Annotated in this window: 14 protein-coding genes; 13 read left to right on the top strand and 1 reads right to left on the bottom strand. The window is 48.3% G+C overall.

Annotated features, from left to right (window positions below):
• The first annotated feature begins 11 nt into the window (after positions 1-11).
• The 13 genes from I6G90_RS07455 (at position 12) to I6G90_RS07395 (ending at position 16,789) form a co-directional block, all read left to right on the top strand.
• Positions 12-662 carry an ABC transporter ATP-binding protein gene (locus tag I6G90_RS07455; RefSeq protein ID WP_197930525.1) on the top strand — a complete coding sequence of 217 codons (651 nt, stop codon included), beginning with the start codon at positions 12-14 and terminating at the stop codon, positions 660-662.
• A 15-nt stretch (positions 663-677) separates the two neighbouring features.
• Entirely contained in the window at positions 678-1,904 is a 1,227-nt protein-coding gene (locus I6G90_RS07450; protein ID WP_197930523.1) for a sugar transporter, read from the top strand.
• 228 nt (positions 1,905-2,132) lie between these two features.
• Entirely contained in the window at positions 2,133-3,125 is a 993-nt protein-coding gene (locus I6G90_RS07445; RefSeq protein ID WP_232254432.1) for a CgeB family protein, read from the top strand.
• Between the two features lie 48 nt (positions 3,126-3,173).
• Entirely contained in the window at positions 3,174-4,349 is a 1,176-nt protein-coding gene (gene wecB / locus I6G90_RS07440) for a non-hydrolyzing UDP-N-acetylglucosamine 2-epimerase (RefSeq protein WP_197930521.1), read from the top strand.
• A 68-nt stretch (positions 4,350-4,417) separates the two neighbouring features.
• Positions 4,418-5,674, top strand: coding sequence for a UDP-N-acetyl-D-mannosamine dehydrogenase (gene wecC, locus I6G90_RS07435; RefSeq protein WP_197930519.1), 1,257 nt, complete (start codon positions 4,418-4,420; stop codon positions 5,672-5,674).
• Between the two features lie 83 nt (positions 5,675-5,757).
• Entirely contained in the window at positions 5,758-8,376 is a 2,619-nt protein-coding gene (locus I6G90_RS07430) for a CgeB family protein (RefSeq protein WP_197930517.1), read from the top strand.
• Positions 8,376-9,431 (top strand): CgeB family protein, encoded by a 1,056-nt coding sequence (locus tag I6G90_RS07425; RefSeq protein ID WP_197930515.1) that lies wholly within the window; start codon positions 8,376-8,378, stop codon positions 9,429-9,431. The genes I6G90_RS07430 and I6G90_RS07425 overlap by 1 nt, the downstream gene beginning before the upstream one ends.
• A 51-nt stretch (positions 9,432-9,482) precedes the next feature.
• Positions 9,483-10,328, top strand: coding sequence for a hypothetical protein (locus I6G90_RS07420; protein ID WP_197930513.1), 846 nt, complete (start codon positions 9,483-9,485; stop codon positions 10,326-10,328).
• Positions 10,329-10,363: 35 nt separating this feature from the next.
• A complete protein-coding gene (locus I6G90_RS07415; RefSeq protein ID WP_232254431.1) occupies positions 10,364-11,425 on the top strand; it encodes a galactosyltransferase-related protein in 1,062 nt (353 codons plus the stop codon).
• Between the two features lie 22 nt (positions 11,426-11,447).
• Positions 11,448-13,532, top strand: a complete 2,085-nt coding sequence (locus I6G90_RS07410) for a capsular polysaccharide biosynthesis protein (protein WP_197930511.1) — start codon at positions 11,448-11,450, stop codon at positions 13,530-13,532.
• 12 nt (positions 13,533-13,544) lie between these two features.
• Positions 13,545-14,864 (top strand): capsule biosynthesis protein, encoded by a 1,320-nt coding sequence (locus tag I6G90_RS07405; RefSeq protein WP_332260274.1) that lies wholly within the window; start codon positions 13,545-13,547, stop codon positions 14,862-14,864.
• A 71-nt stretch (positions 14,865-14,935) separates the two neighbouring features.
• The gene (locus I6G90_RS07400) at positions 14,936-15,388 is read left to right on the top strand and encodes a hypothetical protein (RefSeq protein ID WP_197930509.1); all 453 of its coding nucleotides are present in this window, start codon (positions 14,936-14,938) and stop codon (positions 15,386-15,388) included.
• Between the two features lie 264 nt (positions 15,389-15,652).
• Positions 15,653-16,789: an ISAs1-like element ISAs12 family transposase gene (locus I6G90_RS07395; RefSeq protein WP_021141311.1), complete on the top strand. Its 1,137-nt coding sequence runs from the start codon at positions 15,653-15,655 to the stop codon at positions 16,787-16,789.
• Between the two features lie 403 nt (positions 16,790-17,192).
• On the opposite strand, the gene asnB is transcribed toward I6G90_RS07395, so the two are convergent.
• The gene (gene asnB, locus I6G90_RS07390) at positions 17,193-18,857 is read right to left on the bottom strand and encodes an asparagine synthase B (RefSeq protein ID WP_197930507.1); all 1,665 of its coding nucleotides are present in this window, start codon (positions 18,855-18,857) and stop codon (positions 17,193-17,195) included.
• Positions 18,858-18,910: the final 53 nt, after the last annotated feature.

Raw genomic sequence — 18,910 nt, 5'->3', positions numbered from 1 at the left:
AGTGAAACCCGATGATCGTTCTTGACTCTGTTACCAAGTACTACCCGACCAAATTTGGTCGCAACTATGTGTTGCGCGATGTATCGCTCACGCTGCCTCGAGATCGCAATATCGGCATTCTGGGGGTCAACGGGGCGGGCAAATCGACTCTGTTGCGACTCCTCGGGGGCATGGATATGCCCAATCGTGGCAAGGTAAGCCGGCATTGCCGGGTCTCCTGGCCACTGGCATTGGGGGGAGGATTTCAGGGCAGTATGACGGGGCGTGAAAATACCCGTTTTGTTTGCCGCATTCATGGGGTGCGCGAGACGGCTGCTGTTGAGGAGTGGGTCAAGGATTTCTCGGAAATAGGTCAGCATTTCGAGCTGCCAATCAAGGGATACTCCAGTGGTATGCGTTCCAAATTTTCCTTTGCAGTTAGCATGGCGTTTGATTTCGATATCTATCTGACTGACGAAATCACCTCGGTGGGGGATGCGCGTTTTAAGCAGAAGTGTATCGATGTATTTAACCAGAAACGTGAAACTGCCAGCCTTATTATGGTGTCGCACGATATGAAAAACCTGCGTCAGCAGTGTGATATGGGTATTTTATTACGAAATAGCCGATTGGAGGTATTTGACAATATCGATGATGCCATCCGTATTTATCAAAATCTATAATAAGCACAATTAAACATGACACAACCTATCAGAACAGAAAAGCCATCACGCTTCGTGCGGAAGCTTCGCAAACTGGGCAAAGAGCCGAAGCGTTTCTTCATTGATTCCAACGGTTATAAAATTGCCCACAGGTCTTGGCAACAGAGTCTGAAACTGGGCAGCTTTTTGTGGGTTGTAGCCTGCTTTACCATGGCATCGATCTATTTTGGCGGGATTGCTTCAGACCGTTATGTCAGCCGCAGCGAAATCATCATCAAGCAGGCAGATCAAATCAAAATGTTGCCCGATGCCCTATCGATGCTGGGGCTGGGTGGTAACAATCATCAGGACGTATTGTTGGTACAAGACTATCTACGCTCCTGGGATCTGCTGGCCAAGCTGGATCGCGAATTGGCGCTTAAAGCGCACTACCAAAGCAATGATGCTGACTTCTTCTCCCGTTTATCGGGGGAGGCGACCCGCGAAGAGTTTCTTGAATATTTCCGTGATCACCTGACCCTGCGTCTTGATGAACTCTCCGGGGTATTAACCATCGAACTGCAGGCTTTTGATCCCGCATATGGCCAGCAGGTAGTGAGCATGATGCTGAAAGAGGCGGAGGGTTTTATCAACCAGCTGGGCCATCAGGTCGCCATGGATCAGCTCGCCTTTGTCGAGCAAGAGGTCAACCGTTCTCATCAACGCTTGCAGGCAGAGAAAGCCAAGGTACTGGCGTTTCAAAATAGCCATCAGCTAATCAGCCCGGAATCGACCAGCAGTGCACGTCTTGGTGTGGTCAGTGAAATTGAAGCCGAGCTTGTTCGCCAGCAGGCAGAACTCAAGCAGTTGCACAGTTATATGAAAGAGAGTGCCCCTGCGGTGGTATCGGTACAGGCAAGGGTCAATGCCCTTGGCAAGCAACTGTTGCAGGAAAAGGCCAAATTGACCACCAACGGTACAGGAGCTAGCAAACAGGTGGGACCCGAGGCGATGAACGAAATCACTGCCCAATATATGGATCTGAAAACTCAGGCTACCCTGGCTGCTGATCTCTACAAGACGGGCCTTATCAGTCTGGAGCAAGCTCGCGTTGAGGCATATCGCAAGCTGAAACACCTGCTGGTCGTGACGAAGCCAACCTTGGCGGAAGAAGCCGAATACCCACGCCGCTTGTATAACCTGGTCACAATTGGTGTTCTGCTTTGCCTCTTCTATGGCCTGATTGTTATGGGGCTGGCGACCTTGCGTGAACATCAGGATTGATAGGGTGATGCAAGATAGGTCAGATCTGTATTCTTGGCAGATAAGAATATCATCTGCCAAAGAGATAACGTTGAGGAATGAGGTCTGCCTGTCAGAATATAGCCAAGTGACTATTTTATAAAAATTTATTGTTTTTTTGATAAAAATAAGCATGCTGTTCATATTCCACGCTATGTAGATAATAGGTGGCTATGATTTTCACTTTATTATATATGTGGATCAATTTCTTTGGGCAATAATAAACGACCATGTATTGCTTTAGTGGCCGACCAGTTTACTACATTCAGTTTGGCTCCAGACGCAGATTTAATTCAAATAACACCGATAGATTGGCAATGGAAGTTAAGATTTTACAAACCTGACTTTTTATTTGTCGAATCAGCCTGGCGTGGTTATAAGGATAGCTGGAAAGGGAAAATAGCCAGTTATGCCCATAGTTCGCCTAATAAACCAGAGCTGCGGAGGTTGCTGGAATTCTGCCAAAAGCGGAAAATCACAACAATTTTCTGGAACAAAGAAGATCCGTTTCACTTCGAACGCTTTGCTGATGCGGCCGCGTTGTTTGATGTAGTCTACACCACGGACTCCGGCTCACTGGAGCGCTATCATGCGCTCCCCCATCAGCGTTTTCAGCATGTCGGTGTGCTGATGTTTGCTGCCCAGCCACGCTGGTATCAACCTGCAGAGAAGGGAGTGCGGGGTCAGGAGGTCGCATTTCTGGGTGGCTATTATGGTAACGAGCTGGCTGAGCGAAGCAGGATTCAGGAGAATATTCTTCTGGCATTGCGAGATAAGAATCTGATTGTTTTTGACCGGTTTTGGCAGAAAGAAAATGGCTGCAGCTATCCTGAGCAACTACAACCTTACTGTAAGCCTGCGATCACTCAAATGTCAGTTGCCAAGGCATATCAGCAATATCAAATATACTTAAACTTCAATACAATTAGTCAATCTTCAACAATGCTATCCCGTCGGGTGTTTGAATTGGCCGCTGCTGGCTGCCCTATTATCAGTACGCCTTCGATCGCCATGGATAACATTTTTGGCAAGAGCATTGTCGCAGTGCAGGATGGTGCTGCGGCGCGCGAATGGTGTGAACAATTACAAAATAATGTTCGACTAAGAGACGAATTGGGTCAAAACGCGATGGAAATCGTGCTGGCCCAACACACCTGGCAACACAGGCTGACACAGCTCAACAGTGAACTCAGTCTTTATTAGTTAATTTCGGATAGATAAAACCAATTAGCTCACACGGGAGTGATTATTATGCCAATTAAGGCGCAGCGAGTATTGATCGTTTTTGGTACCAGACCGGAAGCCATCAAGATGGCCCCTATCGTCAAGGCTTTCCAGGCCAATCGCAAGGTTGACGTCAGGGTTTGTGTTACCGGGCAACACCGGGAGATGCTGGATCAGGTTCTCAACCTGTTCGAGATTGAGCCGGAATATGATCTCAACATCATGAAGCCGGGCCAGGATCTGACCGATGTCACGACCGCCATCTTGCAGGGGCTCAAACCCGTTTTTGCCGAGTTCAAACCGGACCGCATTCTGGTGCACGGTGACACGGCTACGTCGTTTGCGGCGACACTGGCTGCTTACTACCACCGTATCGCGGTTGGCCATGTTGAAGCAGGGCTGCGCACTGGCAACATCTACTCTCCCTGGCCGGAAGAGGGGATGCGTCGTTTGACTGGAGGCATCGCCGATCAACACTACACCCCGACGATCAGCTCACTGAAAAACCTCATCATGGAGAACATCTCACCGGAGACCATCTTCGTCACCGGCAACTCGGTGATCGACGCCCTGATTGAGGTTTCCCAACGCATTGATAAAAACCATGGCATGAAGGCTGAACTGGCCGCGTGCTTCCCCTTCCTCGACAAGAGCAAGAAGCTGATCCTGGTCACCGGTCATCGCCGCGAAAACCATGGCGATGGCTTTGAGCGGATCTGCAAGGCGCTCTCCGTGCTGGCCCAGCGAGATGATGTGCAAATCGTCTATCCGGTTCATCTCAACCCCAATGTACAAGAGCCGGTCAACCGCAACCTAAAGGGGCTCGACAATGTGCATCTGATCGAGCCGCAAGATTACCTGCCGTTCGTCTATCTGATGAAGCAGAGCTACCTGATCCTGACCGACTCGGGCGGTATTCAGGAAGAGGCGCCTACCTTGGGCAAACCGGTGCTGTGCATGCGTGATACCACAGAGCGTCCCGCTGCGGTCAAGGCGGGAACGGTTCGTCTGGTGGGTACCTGTGACGCCACCATCGTCGCAGAGACCGTGCGGTTGCTGGATGACGAGCTGGCCTATCAGGTGATGAGCCATGCCAACAACCCCTATGGGGATGGCAGAACCAGTCAACGCATCGTCGAGGCCGTCATTGGCCTGAGCGGCGCCCTCGGCCAGCAGATTGACAGCAGCCTGCAAGTGGCCTGATTTACAGATTACATAACTGTCCTTGGGGGGCATATTGCCCCCTGTTTTACTTTTGAGAGCACAAGATAATGAAATTCGAAACCATCTCCGTCGTTGGTCTGGGCTATATCGGTTTGCCAACAGCAGCAGTCATCGCCAGCAACGGCATTCGGGTTATCGGAGTCGATGTCAACCAGCATGCGGTAGACACCATCAATCAGGGCAAGATCCATATCGTGGAACCGGGCCTGGAAGATCTGGTCAAGCAAGCGGTGCAGGATGGCCACCTGAGCGCATACACCAGCCCGCAGAAGGCGGATGCCTTCCTGATTGCTGTGCCGACCCCGTTCAAGGGTGAAGATCACGAACCGGATCTGAAATATATCGAGAGTGCTTCCCGTGCCCTGGCGCCCATGCTGGAGAAAGGCAATCTGGTGGTACTGGAGTCCACTTCTCCGGTGGGGGCCACCGAACAGATGGCCAAATGGCTGGCCGAAGAGCGCAGCGATCTGACTTTCCCGCACACAGTGGCAGAAGGCCAGACCCCTGATATCTTTGTGGCGCACTGCCCGGAGCGCGTACTGCCGGGGCAGGTGATCCGCGAGCTGGTGGAGAACGATCGCATCATCGGTGGCATGGACAAGGCCAGTACCGAAGCCGCCACTCAGGTCTACAAGATGTTCGTCAAGAAGGGTGAATGCATTGCCACCGAAGCTCGCACCGCCGAGATGAGCAAGCTGACCGAGAACGCCTTCCGTGATGTCAATATCGCTTTTGCCAATGAACTGTCGCTGATCTGTGACCAGCAGGGCATCAATGTGTGGGAGCTGATCTCCCTTGCCAACCGTCACCCGCGAGTCAATATCCTGCAGCCGGGTTGTGGCGTGGGTGGTCACTGCATCGCCGTTGACCCCTGGTTTATCGTCAACCAGAATCCTGAAACCGCCAAAATCATCCACCAGGCTCGCTTGGTCAACGACTACAAGCCGCACTATGTGGTGGAGCAGGTAGAAAAAGCGGTTGCCGGTCTGAGCAACCCGAAAATAGCCTGTCTGGGTCTGGCCTTCAAACCGGATATCGACGATCTGCGTGAAAGCCCGGCGCTGGATATCACCAAGACCCTGGCCAACAACCCGGCCTATCAGATCTTGGCTGTTGAGCCTAACATTGAGGTTTTGCCAGCAGCATTAGAAAATCGTAATAACGTCAAATTGACATCTCTGTCTGATGCTATTCAAAAAGCTGACATAGTCGTAATTCTTGTTAAGCATAATTCGTTCACTTCTCTATCAAAAAGAGATTTTAAAGAAGCTAAAATATATGATTTCGTAAATGCTACCTATTAAGTGATAACGTGCTGGTGGATATCCTCCAGCACGTTATACTGCATCACAATAGCACACTTATCTGATATATTATGGAACCAAGCATGCGGAAGAGAATAAATAAGAAGAGCCAACGAAATAGTACTAAAAGTAGTGATGTGAAGAATTTAAATATATTAAATGATGGGCATCTAATTGGCATTTTTGAAAATAAAGAAGGCATCACATCATTTAGCTTCTCCGTTGATTCATCACTTGGTCATGAAAAAGATGGGATGTGCATGTGCTTTGATTTTCTCGATTCAAAGCCTTCACTTGAGGCACTAAAAGCTAATAATATTAGTAATTCATCTGTACTAGGCAACTACAAATATCTTCATATCAAAAAAGGGCATAATACCTATAGTGATACACTAAAAATCCCTTCCAATGTAGAGAAGGTAAAAGTTATTTTAAAGAAATGGAAGCATAATAACGAGTCTAAGGATTTCATTTCAGCAACAGAGTTAAAAACAAGTTCTTTAATAACTAATCATAAACGGGATCTCAACCAAGCGTGTTATATAAATACGACTTGGTTAAAAGAATATGTAAACCCTGGTAAAAAACTATCCATACATATCCCATGCTATATTGATGGCGATAGCAAGCAGTCTGCTTTAATATGCTTCGACTTTGGTGAGCATACTCTTGATGAAAAATACAAGAACGGAAACGGATTTGGTTTGTCAGCTGTCGCAGGTTATTATTTGTATGTCAATGACATTAATGGATTTGATATTTTCAGCTGCAATGTCACATTACCACCAGTCATAAAGACATTTAAGGTGGGCATTCGCTCCTGGAATCCAAATTCTCGAGTATATTTTAAAAGTACAATATTCGAGTCGCTTCAAGACATGTCACCATTATCTGGTGTAATTGGTTCTGAAAAAACTGTACCTGCCCTTCTGAATAAAGTTAATAAATTGGAGAAAGAGCTTTCCAAGTCAAATAAAGCTCACTTCAATGCCAAAAACTCAATTAGTTATCGTCTTGGCTCAACCCTTATTAATAGTAAGAAATCAATATCCGGCATAATTAAGTTGCCAATTGAGCTATATAAATTAAGAGAGGAGGTTAAGCGTAGAAAACTAAGATCTAAATCTCCTGCAGCGACCTCAACAAAAGTCAGAACTCGTTCATTTGATAGTACAAAGAACATAAAAGTGCTAAGCCTGCTTGACCCAATTTCTCATGCGTGCTGGTCAGCAGTATTTAATATCACGCCTCTATCCTATGACAATTATATAGATCAAATAGAAAATGGAGACTTTGATTTTTTCTTCATGGAAAGCTGTTGGAATGCAAACCAAGGCACTTGGCTGTATGCTCAAACATCCCCAAACTTTTCACATATAAATGCTCAGCGTTTTTTAGATGCGCTATCCCGCTTAAAGAAGAAGAATATTCCAATTGTTTTTTGGAATAAAGAAGATCCAATGCATTATGAAACCTTCATTAATATTGCAAAGGAAAGTGACTTCATCTTCACAACTGACACAAATAAAGTGGATAGCTATAAGAGAGACACCTATAACAGCAATGTTTATGGGTTACCATTTGCAGCTGAAACAAGCTCTTGTAATCCTGTTGGTAGAAATAACATGTGCTTGGGTGATATATGCTTTGCTGGAACATACTATGCACATGATCACGGTGATAGAAGAGATCAAATGGATGTTGTCTTGTCTACACTTGAAGGTCGTAATGGCGTTATATATGACAGGGCATCAGGCTCTGATAGTGATCGGTACAAGTTCCCAGAAAAATATAATAATTATCTAAAACCTAGTATACCATTTAATGAAATGATGGATACTTATAAGAAATTTAATATTTTCTTAAATGTCAATACCATTACAAATTCGCCAAGCATGATGTCAAGACGAGTTTATGAAATTTTGGCGTCTGGCACACCAATAATCTCAACGACATCTAAGGCGATTTTTGAGCAATTACCTGGTCTTGTTCTTACCGTAAAAAATAAAGAAGAAGCTAATCTGGCTGCAGAAAAACTCTTAAGCGATGAAATATTTTGGTACAAAAAGAGTCACTTAGGATATAGATATATACATGCATATTGCACTTATTTAGACAGAGCAGAATCTATTGCAAAAGAACTCGGTCTCACGGTACAGAGAGCTACCGAATCTTTCAATGTTATTGTATCTGCAAGCGATGACGTTAGCATTACAAGGATGCTGACATCTATCAAGAGACAAAAACTATACAATCAGTACAATATAAATAAAATAATTATAATTAATAGCGAATTTTGCTCTATGTCTGATGACACGTTTTCAGTTGTAGGATCCCTCGACGAAGCATTATCTATTTCTGATAGTGAGTCATACGCTGTATTTATGAGTGATAAGTACCATTATTTCGACAATTATGTATTTGATCTGCTGTTGCCGTTCAAATTTACAAATGCTGATATTATTACAAAAGCTAGCTTCTTCAAGATGAAAAATGACAAGCTTTCGGTCTTTAACAAGGACAGTATTCATTCATATGTAGAAAATTATGACATTTGGCAGTCAGCCTTGTCTATGTCAGCAAAAAAAAATAAAGAACCGTCGATATATTCCTGTGATCCGTTTAGCATATTGGAGTACCCACAGAAGCAGGTATCACATCAGGCATTTCTTTATAAAACAAACAGTGTTGTGGGGATATAATGAAAATCGTATTGTTTGACACAATTCTAGAAAGACATTTATGTGAAAGCTTGCAAAGAGCCTTTACAGAATTGGGCCACGAGGTGATATATACAGACCTGATTCTACATGGTCACTCCATGATTTCTGACCCAAAACATATTGAAGTGATGGAAGCAGCTGTTGAAAAATACATTGATAACTCCGTAGATCTTGTCATCTCATTCAGGCCGATGAATCTTAACAAAGCTTTGCTTGCCAAAATTAAAAAACATGCAGCAATTGCAATATGGCTTTCAGATGATCCTGTTCTCTACAAAACATGCTATGGTGAAGTAGTTGATGAGTACGATATCATTTTACACTGTGGTAGCGAGCGAGTTCTAAGCTTTTATAAAGATAAGGGGCATAAGGCGGGTGTTAACTTTCCTTTCTGGACAGATAATATCGCATTACCAAACATCTATGCTCCTGAATTCTCTACAACTGATGGTATATTTCTTGGGAATATGCACGGTGCTGTAAGGCACAAACGCTATAAAGAAATCGCTGGCTTAGATTGCAATGTTAAAATTTTCGGATTACTTGACAGTGATTTTAATGGCATGCATGGTGGAAACATCAGGGATGGCTATATAAATATACATAAAATAAGTGAGCAGTTGCAGCTTGCTAAATTCGGAATAAGTATCCCTCAATACTTTGAAAGTTATATAGGTCTTGATGAATACTATTTTGATGGCCTAGAGAACTTAGGCTATTTCCAATTTCCAAGTCGGGTTATTCAATATGCAGCGTCAGGATTACCAATAGTAGCGCTCGGTGAACAAGATATGAAAGAGGTCTTCCCTGAGATAGAGGTAAAGAAAACAATAAATGAACTGCGCCCTTATATCCAAGAAATAATAAATAATTATGACTTCGCCTTAGAACAATCCAGGTTAATAAGTAATCGCTTTCAAAAAGATTATTCTGCCAAGTCAAGAGCATTATTCCTAGTTGATATTATGAAAAATCCAGAAAAAATACTAAGTGGCGATTCTTACGCTAGATCTTTATCATTTACCGCATACTAACTTTTATTATAAGTGCCTGCATTGCAGGCACATATATATTATGAGACTTAAATGAAAGTAGATACAATTGAGCACTGCAAATATCATTTTACATCAGGAAAAAACTATCCTATACATATAGGAATAAACTATATATTGAATGTAGATGTAGATGGTGTTAATTACAGCTTATACATGAGCCTTAAGTCAAACTCAGATAAACTAATTATATGTAGCCCAGGAGCAATTGATGCAACAAAGGTGACTCCACCATTTTATCATCGTTGGAGTTGGGCAAATAAGTTTTCTGAGTCAACTATTGTTATTAGTGATCCAACCTTAGAGACAGGAAAATTCAATATTGGTTGGTTTTTAGGTGTTCAAGAACAATATGCAATCACCAAAATAGTTAATGTGATCAGTAAAATAGCTTCACAACTCATGATAGCTAGAGAAAATACCATTTTTTATGGCTCTTCTGCGGGTGGTTTTTCATCGTTAATTATGTCTGCCTATCTAAAAGGTTCAAAGGCGATTGTACAAAACCCACAGATAGATATAAAGAAGTATCACGGTAACTACTATGCAGAGATCATAAAAAATAACTTCAACAATATAGGCCTCCCACCTGAAAGAACTAATGTAGTTGCACTTTTTGAAAAACAAAAGCATATACCAAATGTGTATTACATTCAAAATACATATGACTCACATCATTTTGATTTACATTTTAAAATTTTTATAGAAGGCCTATTTAAAATAAAGAAAAACGTAGTAATTAACTCTGAAATAGTATTTGACTTATATTCCAGTAAAACTCAGGGGCATGATGCGGATACATTTGAGGTTGCAATTGAACGCCTTGATTGTGCTTTCAAACATTTCTACAAGTCAAGTTTTCTTCTACTAGAAAAATAGCTTATTGCTGTTTTACTTAAGTTAAGGTGACTTTTTTGGTTAATATTTCAACGGTAATCCCATTTAAAGATACGATTCATAGAGAATGTAAACTATCAGTGAGGGATAGGCTATTAAGATGCATATCCTCTCTGAAAGAAAACGGCATTGGGATTAATGTTGCAACAAGTAGTCACATTGAGCATTTCTATTTAGGTATAGACATCTCTGTCATTACACTACAACCAACACTTATCTACTCCCCCGGGCACGACAGAAACTTAGCAATCAGTCATATTGATTCTAACTATGTTTTTTTTATGGATGCAGATTTAATCTGCAATCCAAACCTTGCTGATGAAATTAATTCAAAGGCAAATAAATTATTTGCTGTCAATCATACAGCCTTTGAGATGTACCCCTGTCTCTATCTAACCAAGGAGGAGACAGAGCACTTTGACGGAGATTTTCAGGGCTGCCTGGAATCCTTTCTGCGCGGGGAGAATCACCGGGTGGAGGGAATCGCCCTGGCCAGTAGTTGCTTGCTGATCAATCGCGAGTGGTTTTTGCAGCTGGGGGGCTTTGACGAGCAGTTTGTCGGCCATGGCGGCGAAGATCTTGAACTGATTGACCGGCTCACCCGCCACTACCCCATCGGGCCAAGGCCGGATGACTATGCCCTCAATATCAAGGCCCAGCATCCGGGAGATTATCAGGGGTTTCGGCGCTATTTCAGCTATTATGCGCTGCCCCATCTGTTTGCCGGCCGGTTTCTGGTTCACCAGTGGCATCCACGCCCACTGACTCACCCTTACCACAAGCGGCGGGCTAACAATGATCAGTTGCTTGAGCAGATGCTGGCTCGCAGCGAAGCAGAGCGAGGCCCGTTGAAGGGGCCCGTGGTGCCCTGTAACGACCTTGGCGAGGAGCTGCCGGATTTTCGCGAGTGGATGATCTGTTTGCAGGAGGAGGCGGGCTATCCGGTGAGCGAATATCCGGGGCTGTTGCGCTGGCAAGAGGGTGTGCAGCGCAAGCGGCCACTGTGGCGCAAGCTGCGCAAGCTCTACCTCAACCCTCGGGCCTTTTTCAGAGATATGTTTAAGCCCACATCTCGCTGAACTTTTTATCTGAGCAATTTGCATGACTCTATGGACACAATCCAGCGGCATTCTGGCCCGCAGCACTCAAATCAGCGCCTGTCTGGGACAGCCATTGGCGCGATTCGCTTCCCCTGATGCCGTACAGCCGGGTGATGTGCTGATCGGCTGGGGCCAGAAGGCTAATACCCACCAGATCAAGGAGCAGGCCAAGACCCTGAGTTTGCCCTATTGGCAGCTTGAAGATGGCTTTATCGGTTATATCGGCCATCCCGCCAGGGGGGGCAAGGCGGTCTCGCTGATCGCCGATCCGGTGGGGATCTATTACGATGCCCGCCAGCCTAGCCAGCTTGAGCAGTTGATTGCCACCCCGTGCGAGCCACAGATGTTGGAACGGGCCGAACGACTGATTGGTGAGCTGGTACGCCTCGGGGTCACCAAATACAACTGTTATGCCACTGCCCCCGGTCAGTCGATTGTCAGCGGCAGCGTGACCGCCCTCTCTGCTGTCGGGGACTATGGTGGCTTGCCATCAGGGCTTGCCACACGTCTGCAGCAGAGCGCCAAACTCAGGATCCTGCTGGTCGATCAGGTCGCAGGGGATCTCTCCATTCCGGGCGCCATGGCCAGTGAAGCGGATTTTGTAGCGATGGTGGAGGCGGCGCGCCGCAATCATCCCGATGCGCGCCTGTTGCTGCGCACCCATCCCGATACTCGCCTTGGCAAGAAGAGTGGGGTGTTGGCCCGTCTGAACCTGGATGATGTGGAGATTGTTGCCGATCACTGCCATCCCCATGCGCTACTCAAGGTGGTGGATGCTGTTTATACGGTGTCATCCCAACTTGGTTTTGAGGGCCTGTTGCTTGGCAAGCCTGTCTATTGCTTCGGTATGCCATTTTATGCCGGTTGGGGGCTGACCCATGACACCAAGCAGTGTGAACGGCGCAACGTAAAAGTGTCGCTCCCCCAGCTGGTTGCTGCAGCCTTAATCTGCTACCCGCGCTATCTTGACCCCGTGCTTGGCCAACGTTGTGAAGTGGAAGAGGTCGTTGCCATCATTGCTCGCCAGCAAAAGCCTGCTCCACGTTGGCGCAGGCTTTATCTGGTCGGTTTCTCGCTGTGGAAGCGCGCCTTTATGCAGGCGTTTTGTCATCACTTGGCCGAGGAGCTTTGTTTTGTTAGCAAGCCTCCCAAGCGGTTGACCGGTGACGAGCAGATAGTAGTGTGGGGCAGTCGTCACCCCGATCTCACCTCTGCTATCCGGGTCGAGGATGGCTTTATTCGCTCCAGAGGGCTTGGCTCCAATCTGTGTCGCCCTTCTTCGTTGTCACTGGATCCGGTCGGGATCTATTTTGACAGCCGCACCCCCAGCGGGCTTGAACAGTTGCTCAACTATCAGGAGTTGACCGAGGCAGAGGTAAAGCGTGGTGACGCCCTGATCGCATTGCTACGTGAACACCGAGTCAGCAAATACAATGTTGGCGAGCCGCAGCACTACTCCAAGCCGGATGATGGTCGCGAGCTGGTGCTGGTGGTGGGTCAGGTGGATGGCGATGCCTCCATCCTGACGGGTAGCCCGCATATTCGCAGCAACGAGCAACTGCTGTGGGCGGTGCGCGCAGCCAAACCCGAAGCTCATATCCTCTACAAGCCTCATCCTGATGTGGTGGCGGGTAATCGCGCAGGGGCGATTTCAGCGGCCTGTCTGGCGGAATGTATCGATAGTCAGGTGCTCGATATTGGCCTCACCAGCCTCTACCCCCATGTGGATGAGCTGCACACCATGACGTCGCTCAGTGGTTTTGAGGCGCTGGTGCAGGGGGTCAAGGTCACTACCTGGGGTCAACCCTTCTACAGTGGCTGGGGATTGACGATGGATGCCAATCCTCCGGCACGGCGTCAGCGTAGCTTGCCTTTGGCTGCATTGGTCTATTTGACGCTGGTCGCTTATCCGCTCTATATCGATTGGCAGACCGGCCTTTGGATCAGTCCCGAGCAGTTGATCCGCCAGTTGGCGAAGCAGGGACACTCATCGGCTCAAAAAGCGAGCCGCTGGCAACGTTGGCAAATCAAGTTCAGTTACCTGGCTCAGACGCTCACGCAGCGCCCCTCTCTTCCCCGCTTTTGAGATAAGTCATCAATGAAGATTTTGTTGCTGCAAGGACCGCTTGGCCCTTTCTTTCAGACCCTGAGCCATCAGCTGACCGAGGCGGGGCATCAGGTGGTGAAGATCCATTTCAATGGGGGGGATGAGTGCTGGCCCTGCGCTGGAGACAATGTGTGCTTTCGCGGTAAACCAGAGAGCTGGAACGCATTTTTCCGCAGATTGCTCAAGCATCACGGTATCGATTCGGTGATCTGTTACGGGGATTGCCGTTACTACCATCTGGTTGCTGGTCGCATTTGCAAGTTGAAAAAAGTGCCATTCTGGGCGATGGAGGAGGGGTATCTCAGACCCGATTACGTCACGCTGGAACAGGGGGGGGTCAATGCCTTCAGTCCCTGGTATGAGCGGCGTGATCAGCTTGCCCTGCTGGACTGGCCAGAGCCTTATGACAGTTCGCTCAAGGTGGGCAAGACCTTTGCTGTGCGCGCCTGGAATGCCAGTCGTTACCATATCAGCAAGGCGCTGATGCAGTGGCGTTATCCCCATTTTGTCAATCATCGCCCCTGGAATCTGGTGCAGGAGGCGATGGGGTGGGTCTGCGGCGCCATGGTGAAATACGGCAACTTGCGCCAGGATCGCGCCTTGCTCAAAGCGTTGCCGCAGCACGCTGGGCGGATCTTCTTTGTGCCACTGCAAGTGACCGAAGATTTTCAGATCAGGGAACACTCTGACTTGAGCGGGGTAGAGGAGATGGTTGCGCAGGTGATCAACTCCTTTGCGCAGCATGCCAAACCCGAAGATGTGTTGCTGTTCAAGCATCACCCCATGGATCGGGGCTATGTCAGTTATCGCGCCCAGATAAACAGACTCATCGCAGTGCTTGGCCTGGAGGGGAGGGTCTTTTACGGTTATGAACTGCCGCTGCCAACCCTGTATCCCTTGCTCAAAGGGGTTATCACCATCAACAGTACGGTCGGTCTCTCTGCGCTGCTGCATGATGTGCCTACCTTCTGTATGGGGCGGGCACTCTATGATATTGCCGGCCTGACCACCAAAGGCTCACTGGCATCCTTCTGGCACAAGCAGAGCCCGGTATGTGCCGACACGTTTAAACGAGTGCGCCACTCCTTGCTCCATTTGACCCAGCTCAATGCCAGTTTTTACCGTCATATGGATTTGAGTGCCCATGCAGTGATGAAGAAAATGGCGCTCCTTGAGCCAGAACTAAATTCGGTTTGTGTAAATAAAAAACATGGTTCATTAAGAGAACAGTTTTTTTCTACATCTACATATCTTCTTGTCATTCACTATATCTTGCAGGCCAGTGACATTGTGATTGTTGAGCTTTATTGACAGCAGAGTTTTTTATGAAGTGCTTTTGTGGTTTAATCATTTGGCGTGATTAATTACAAGGAGTGGGTAAGATGAATATAAAAAGCGGCATGTTGTCTGTGAGCCTGTTGTGCTTGCCAAGTTTTGTGATGGCTTCAGATCATGACCTCTCCCTCCTGATCCATGGTGCGTCGATCCACAGTGGTTGCGAGAAAGGGCATGGGTCGAAAAGCAAGACATGCGATTTGAACGGCGTTAACCCGGGGTTGGGACTTGCGTGGGTGTTTTGGGGTGATAACGATATGGGAAAGTTTGCGCTTCGTGGCGGGATGTATCGGGATTCCTATGAGAAAACAGCTGGTTATGCAGGGGTTTCCTATCGTAAAGAGTGGTATTTTACCGAGCATGCCTTTGCCGGTTTAGGGTTGCAGGCAGGCTATCTGAATGGATCTGGTTCTGATGGTTTTGCGGCGCTGCCGATGGCGACTCTGGGTTACAAGTCGTTGGCTTTGGAGGTGGGATATGCACCCAGGGCGAGATCGTGAACATTTTGTTAAAAATTAAAAATAGTTTTTTGCCTACAAAACAAATACTTATAGGCCTGTGATATGCAGTTAACTTTATAGTCAGGATCGCCTTCACACTTTTTAATCGTCACTGCACGTCATTTCAGCTCAAAAAATGCGCATGAAATCCAAAAAATGATAATTTCCATGATTTCCATAGTTAACAATTTGCTCACATCCTCACCCTGAAATTTGACCTGGTGATCCGGCTGTGATCTCATGCTCCTTTTCAGGAGTGCTCTCATGTCTATTGATGCCGTTTTCGCTCAGTTCTTCGACAATATTCACGACCCTCGCCAGCATGCCAAGATTTATTATCCCTTCTACGATGTCCTGTTTCTCACCGTCTGTGCCGTGATCGGCGGGGCTGAGGGCTGGGAAGATATTGAGGATTTCGGCGAGGTTCATCTTCCCTGGTTTCAATCCAAGGGACTGTTTAAAAACGGCATTCCTGTCCATGACACCATTGCCAGGATCATCTCCGGCATCAAACCAGAGCCGTTTCAGGCCGCCTTTGTGCGGTGGACTCAAGCCATTAACCAGCACACCGATGGCGCCCTGGTCGCTATCGATGGCAAAACCCTGCGCAGTTCCTATGACCGTGAGGATCGAACGTCGACCATTCACATGGTCAGTGCCTATGCCGCCGCCAATAAGCTGGTGCTCGGACAGATAAAAACCGACGCCAAGTCCAATGAAATTACCGCTATTCCCGAGTTGCTGGCGCTGCTCGACATCAAAGGCTGCCTGGTATCCATCGATGCGATGGGGTGCCAGACCGAGATCGCCGAGACCATCCTTCAGCAAGGTGGCGATTACTTATTGGCCGTCAAAGGCAACCAACCCAAGTTGTTCGAGGCGGTTCGACAGGCCCTCGCCCCGCTGGCGGCCACCCCGTTATGCGCAGAGACGATGACGCTTGAGAAGGCTCATGGCCGCATCGATGGTCGTGAGTACCATGTCATGGCGGCGGGCGAGTTGGCCGCCCAGTTTCCTCATTGGAAACAGTTGCACAGCATTGGCGTGGCCATCTCCTATCGCGTTGAAAATATGCAAAAAATTACCATAGAGCAGCGTTATTTCATCAGTTCCAAAGCGTTGGTGCAGGATGAGTTTGCGCGAGCGGTGCGTGGGCACTGGGCCATCGAAAATAGCCTGCACTGGGTGCTGGACGTCACGATGGGCGAGGATGATTGCCCGATTTATCGCGGTGATGCCGCAGAGATTTTGGCGTGCATCCGGCACATGGGGCTGAACATGCTCAGGGCCGAGACTTCACGCAAGGCGAGCGTAAGACGGAAGCAAAAAATCGCAGGAATGAGCAGTGAATATCTGGAAACGGTACTCAATGCGGGTCTCAAAAAACTGGGTGAAATTTAACAAAATGTTCACGCTCTCACCCTGGATATGCACCCAAGGTTCACTGGGTTGTGGGGCGAGAGCATGTTGCGGTAACGACCTTCTCGTTACGCTGGACATTTATGTAATCTCCATGGTGTTATCTGGGAATATACAGAGTGCTTGATGAACGCCTGAAATGGACAAATAAACGCTCATAATATTTTCGTGACAGATGGAATATTTTCCAGCATCTAGTTATGAACAGAAAATGAATATAGTGATTCAGACTGTTACCTGCGTCAGGTAAATTAAACTTCTATGATCTATGTCATTTTTGAGGTTGTTAGATGATTATCCGTAATTGAATAATTAAAAAGCCCTTCACCGTGGTGAAGGGCTTTTTGCTATCTGGCGTTATCCGCTCGGGTGAACCCGTGCGGGCTTAGTAGCCTTGCTGGTGCACGTCCATCACGGCGCGGCCTGACGGGTCGGCCATCTCTTTGAACTTGGCATCCCACTCCAGCGCAGTGGGGGTGGAGCAGGCGACCGACTTGCCGTAGGGCACGGTACGGGCAGCAGCTTCCAGCGGGAAGTGCTCGTCGAAGATGGCGCGGTAGAAGTAGGCCTCCTTGGTGAGCGGGGTGTTGATGGGGAAGCGGAATTCCGCTGCCTCGAACATCTGATCCGTCACTTCCTGTTCCACCATGGCTTTCAGGCTGTCGATCCACGAATAACCCACGCCGTCGGAGAACTGCTCCTTCTGGCGCCATGCCACTTCGTGGGGCAGCAGATCCTCGAACGCTTCGCGCAGGATGTGCTTCTCGATCTTGCCCTTGCCGCACATCTTGTCGGCAGGTTGCAGGCGCATCGCCACATCCATGAACTCCTTGTCGAGGAAGGGCACGCGACCTTCCACCCCCCAGGCAGCCATCGACTTGTTGGCGCGCAGGCAGTCATAGAGGTGCAAAGAGGCGAGCTTGCGCACGTTCTCTTCGTGGAACTCTTTGGCGTTGGGCGCCTTGTGGAAGTAGAGATAGCCACCGAACAGCTCGTCGGAGCCTTCGCCGGAGAGTACCATCTTGATCCCCATCGCCTTGATGTAACGGGCCATCAGATACATGGGCGTGGAGGCGCGGATGGTGGTGACGTCATAGGTCTCGAGGTGATAGATGACGTCGCGCAGGGCATCCAGACCCTCTTGCACGGTGAAGTGGATCTGGTGGTGGATGGTGCCCAGATGGTCGGCCACTTTACGGGCGGCAGCCAAGTCAGGCGAGCCTTCCAGCCCCACGGCAAAGGAGTGCAGTTGCGGCCACCAGGCTTCGCTCTTGCCATCGTCTTCCACCCGACGGGCGGCGTAGATCTTGGTGATGGCGGAGATGACGGACGAATCCAGCCCGCCGGAGAGCAGCACGCCATAGGGCACGTCGCACATCAGCTGGCGTTTGACCGCCGCTTCCAGTGCCGCTTTCAGCTCGGCCTTGTCGCTGACGTTGTGCTCGACCGCGCTGTACTCCATCCAGTCGCGCTTGTACCACTGCTTAAGTTCGCCATCCTTGCTCCACAGGTAGTGTCCCGGTGGGAAGGTTTCGACGCTCTTGCAGACCGGCACCAGCGCCTTCATCTCGGAGGCGACATAGAAGTTGCCGTGTTCGTCGCGACCGGTATAGAGGGGGATGATCCCCATGTGGTCACGACCAATCAGATAGGCATCCTGTTCGGCGTCATAGAGGATAAAGGCGAAGATGCCGTTGAGATCGTCCAGAAACGCCGGGCCTTTCTCCTTGTAGAGGGCCAGCAGCACTTCACAGTCTGATTTGGTCTGGAACTGGAAGTCGACCTTGAGGTTCTTCTCCAGCTCTTTGTGGTTGTAGATCTCGCCGTTGACGGCCAATACGTGAGTGCGCTCGGGGTTGTAGAGCGGCTGGGCGCCATTGCCCGGATCGACGATGGCCAGGCGCTCGTGCACCAGAATCGCTTTGTCGGAGCTGTAGACGCCGGACCAGTCAGGCCCGCGGTGACGAAGTCGCTTGGACATCTCCAGCGCCGATTTGCGCAATAGAGCCGGGTCGGTTTTGATGTCCAGAATGCCGAAAATTGAACACATTGGCGGTAATCCTCTTGATTTTTATATGAGCCCCCCACGTCCGGGCTCGAAAT

It is taken from the genome of Aeromonas allosaccharophila, assembly GCF_016026615.1.
GTDB lineage: Bacteria > Pseudomonadota > Gammaproteobacteria > Enterobacterales > Aeromonadaceae > Aeromonas > Aeromonas allosaccharophila.
The sequence above is the reverse complement of the archived record's forward strand: the minus strand, read 5'-3'. Positions and strand labels throughout refer to the sequence as shown.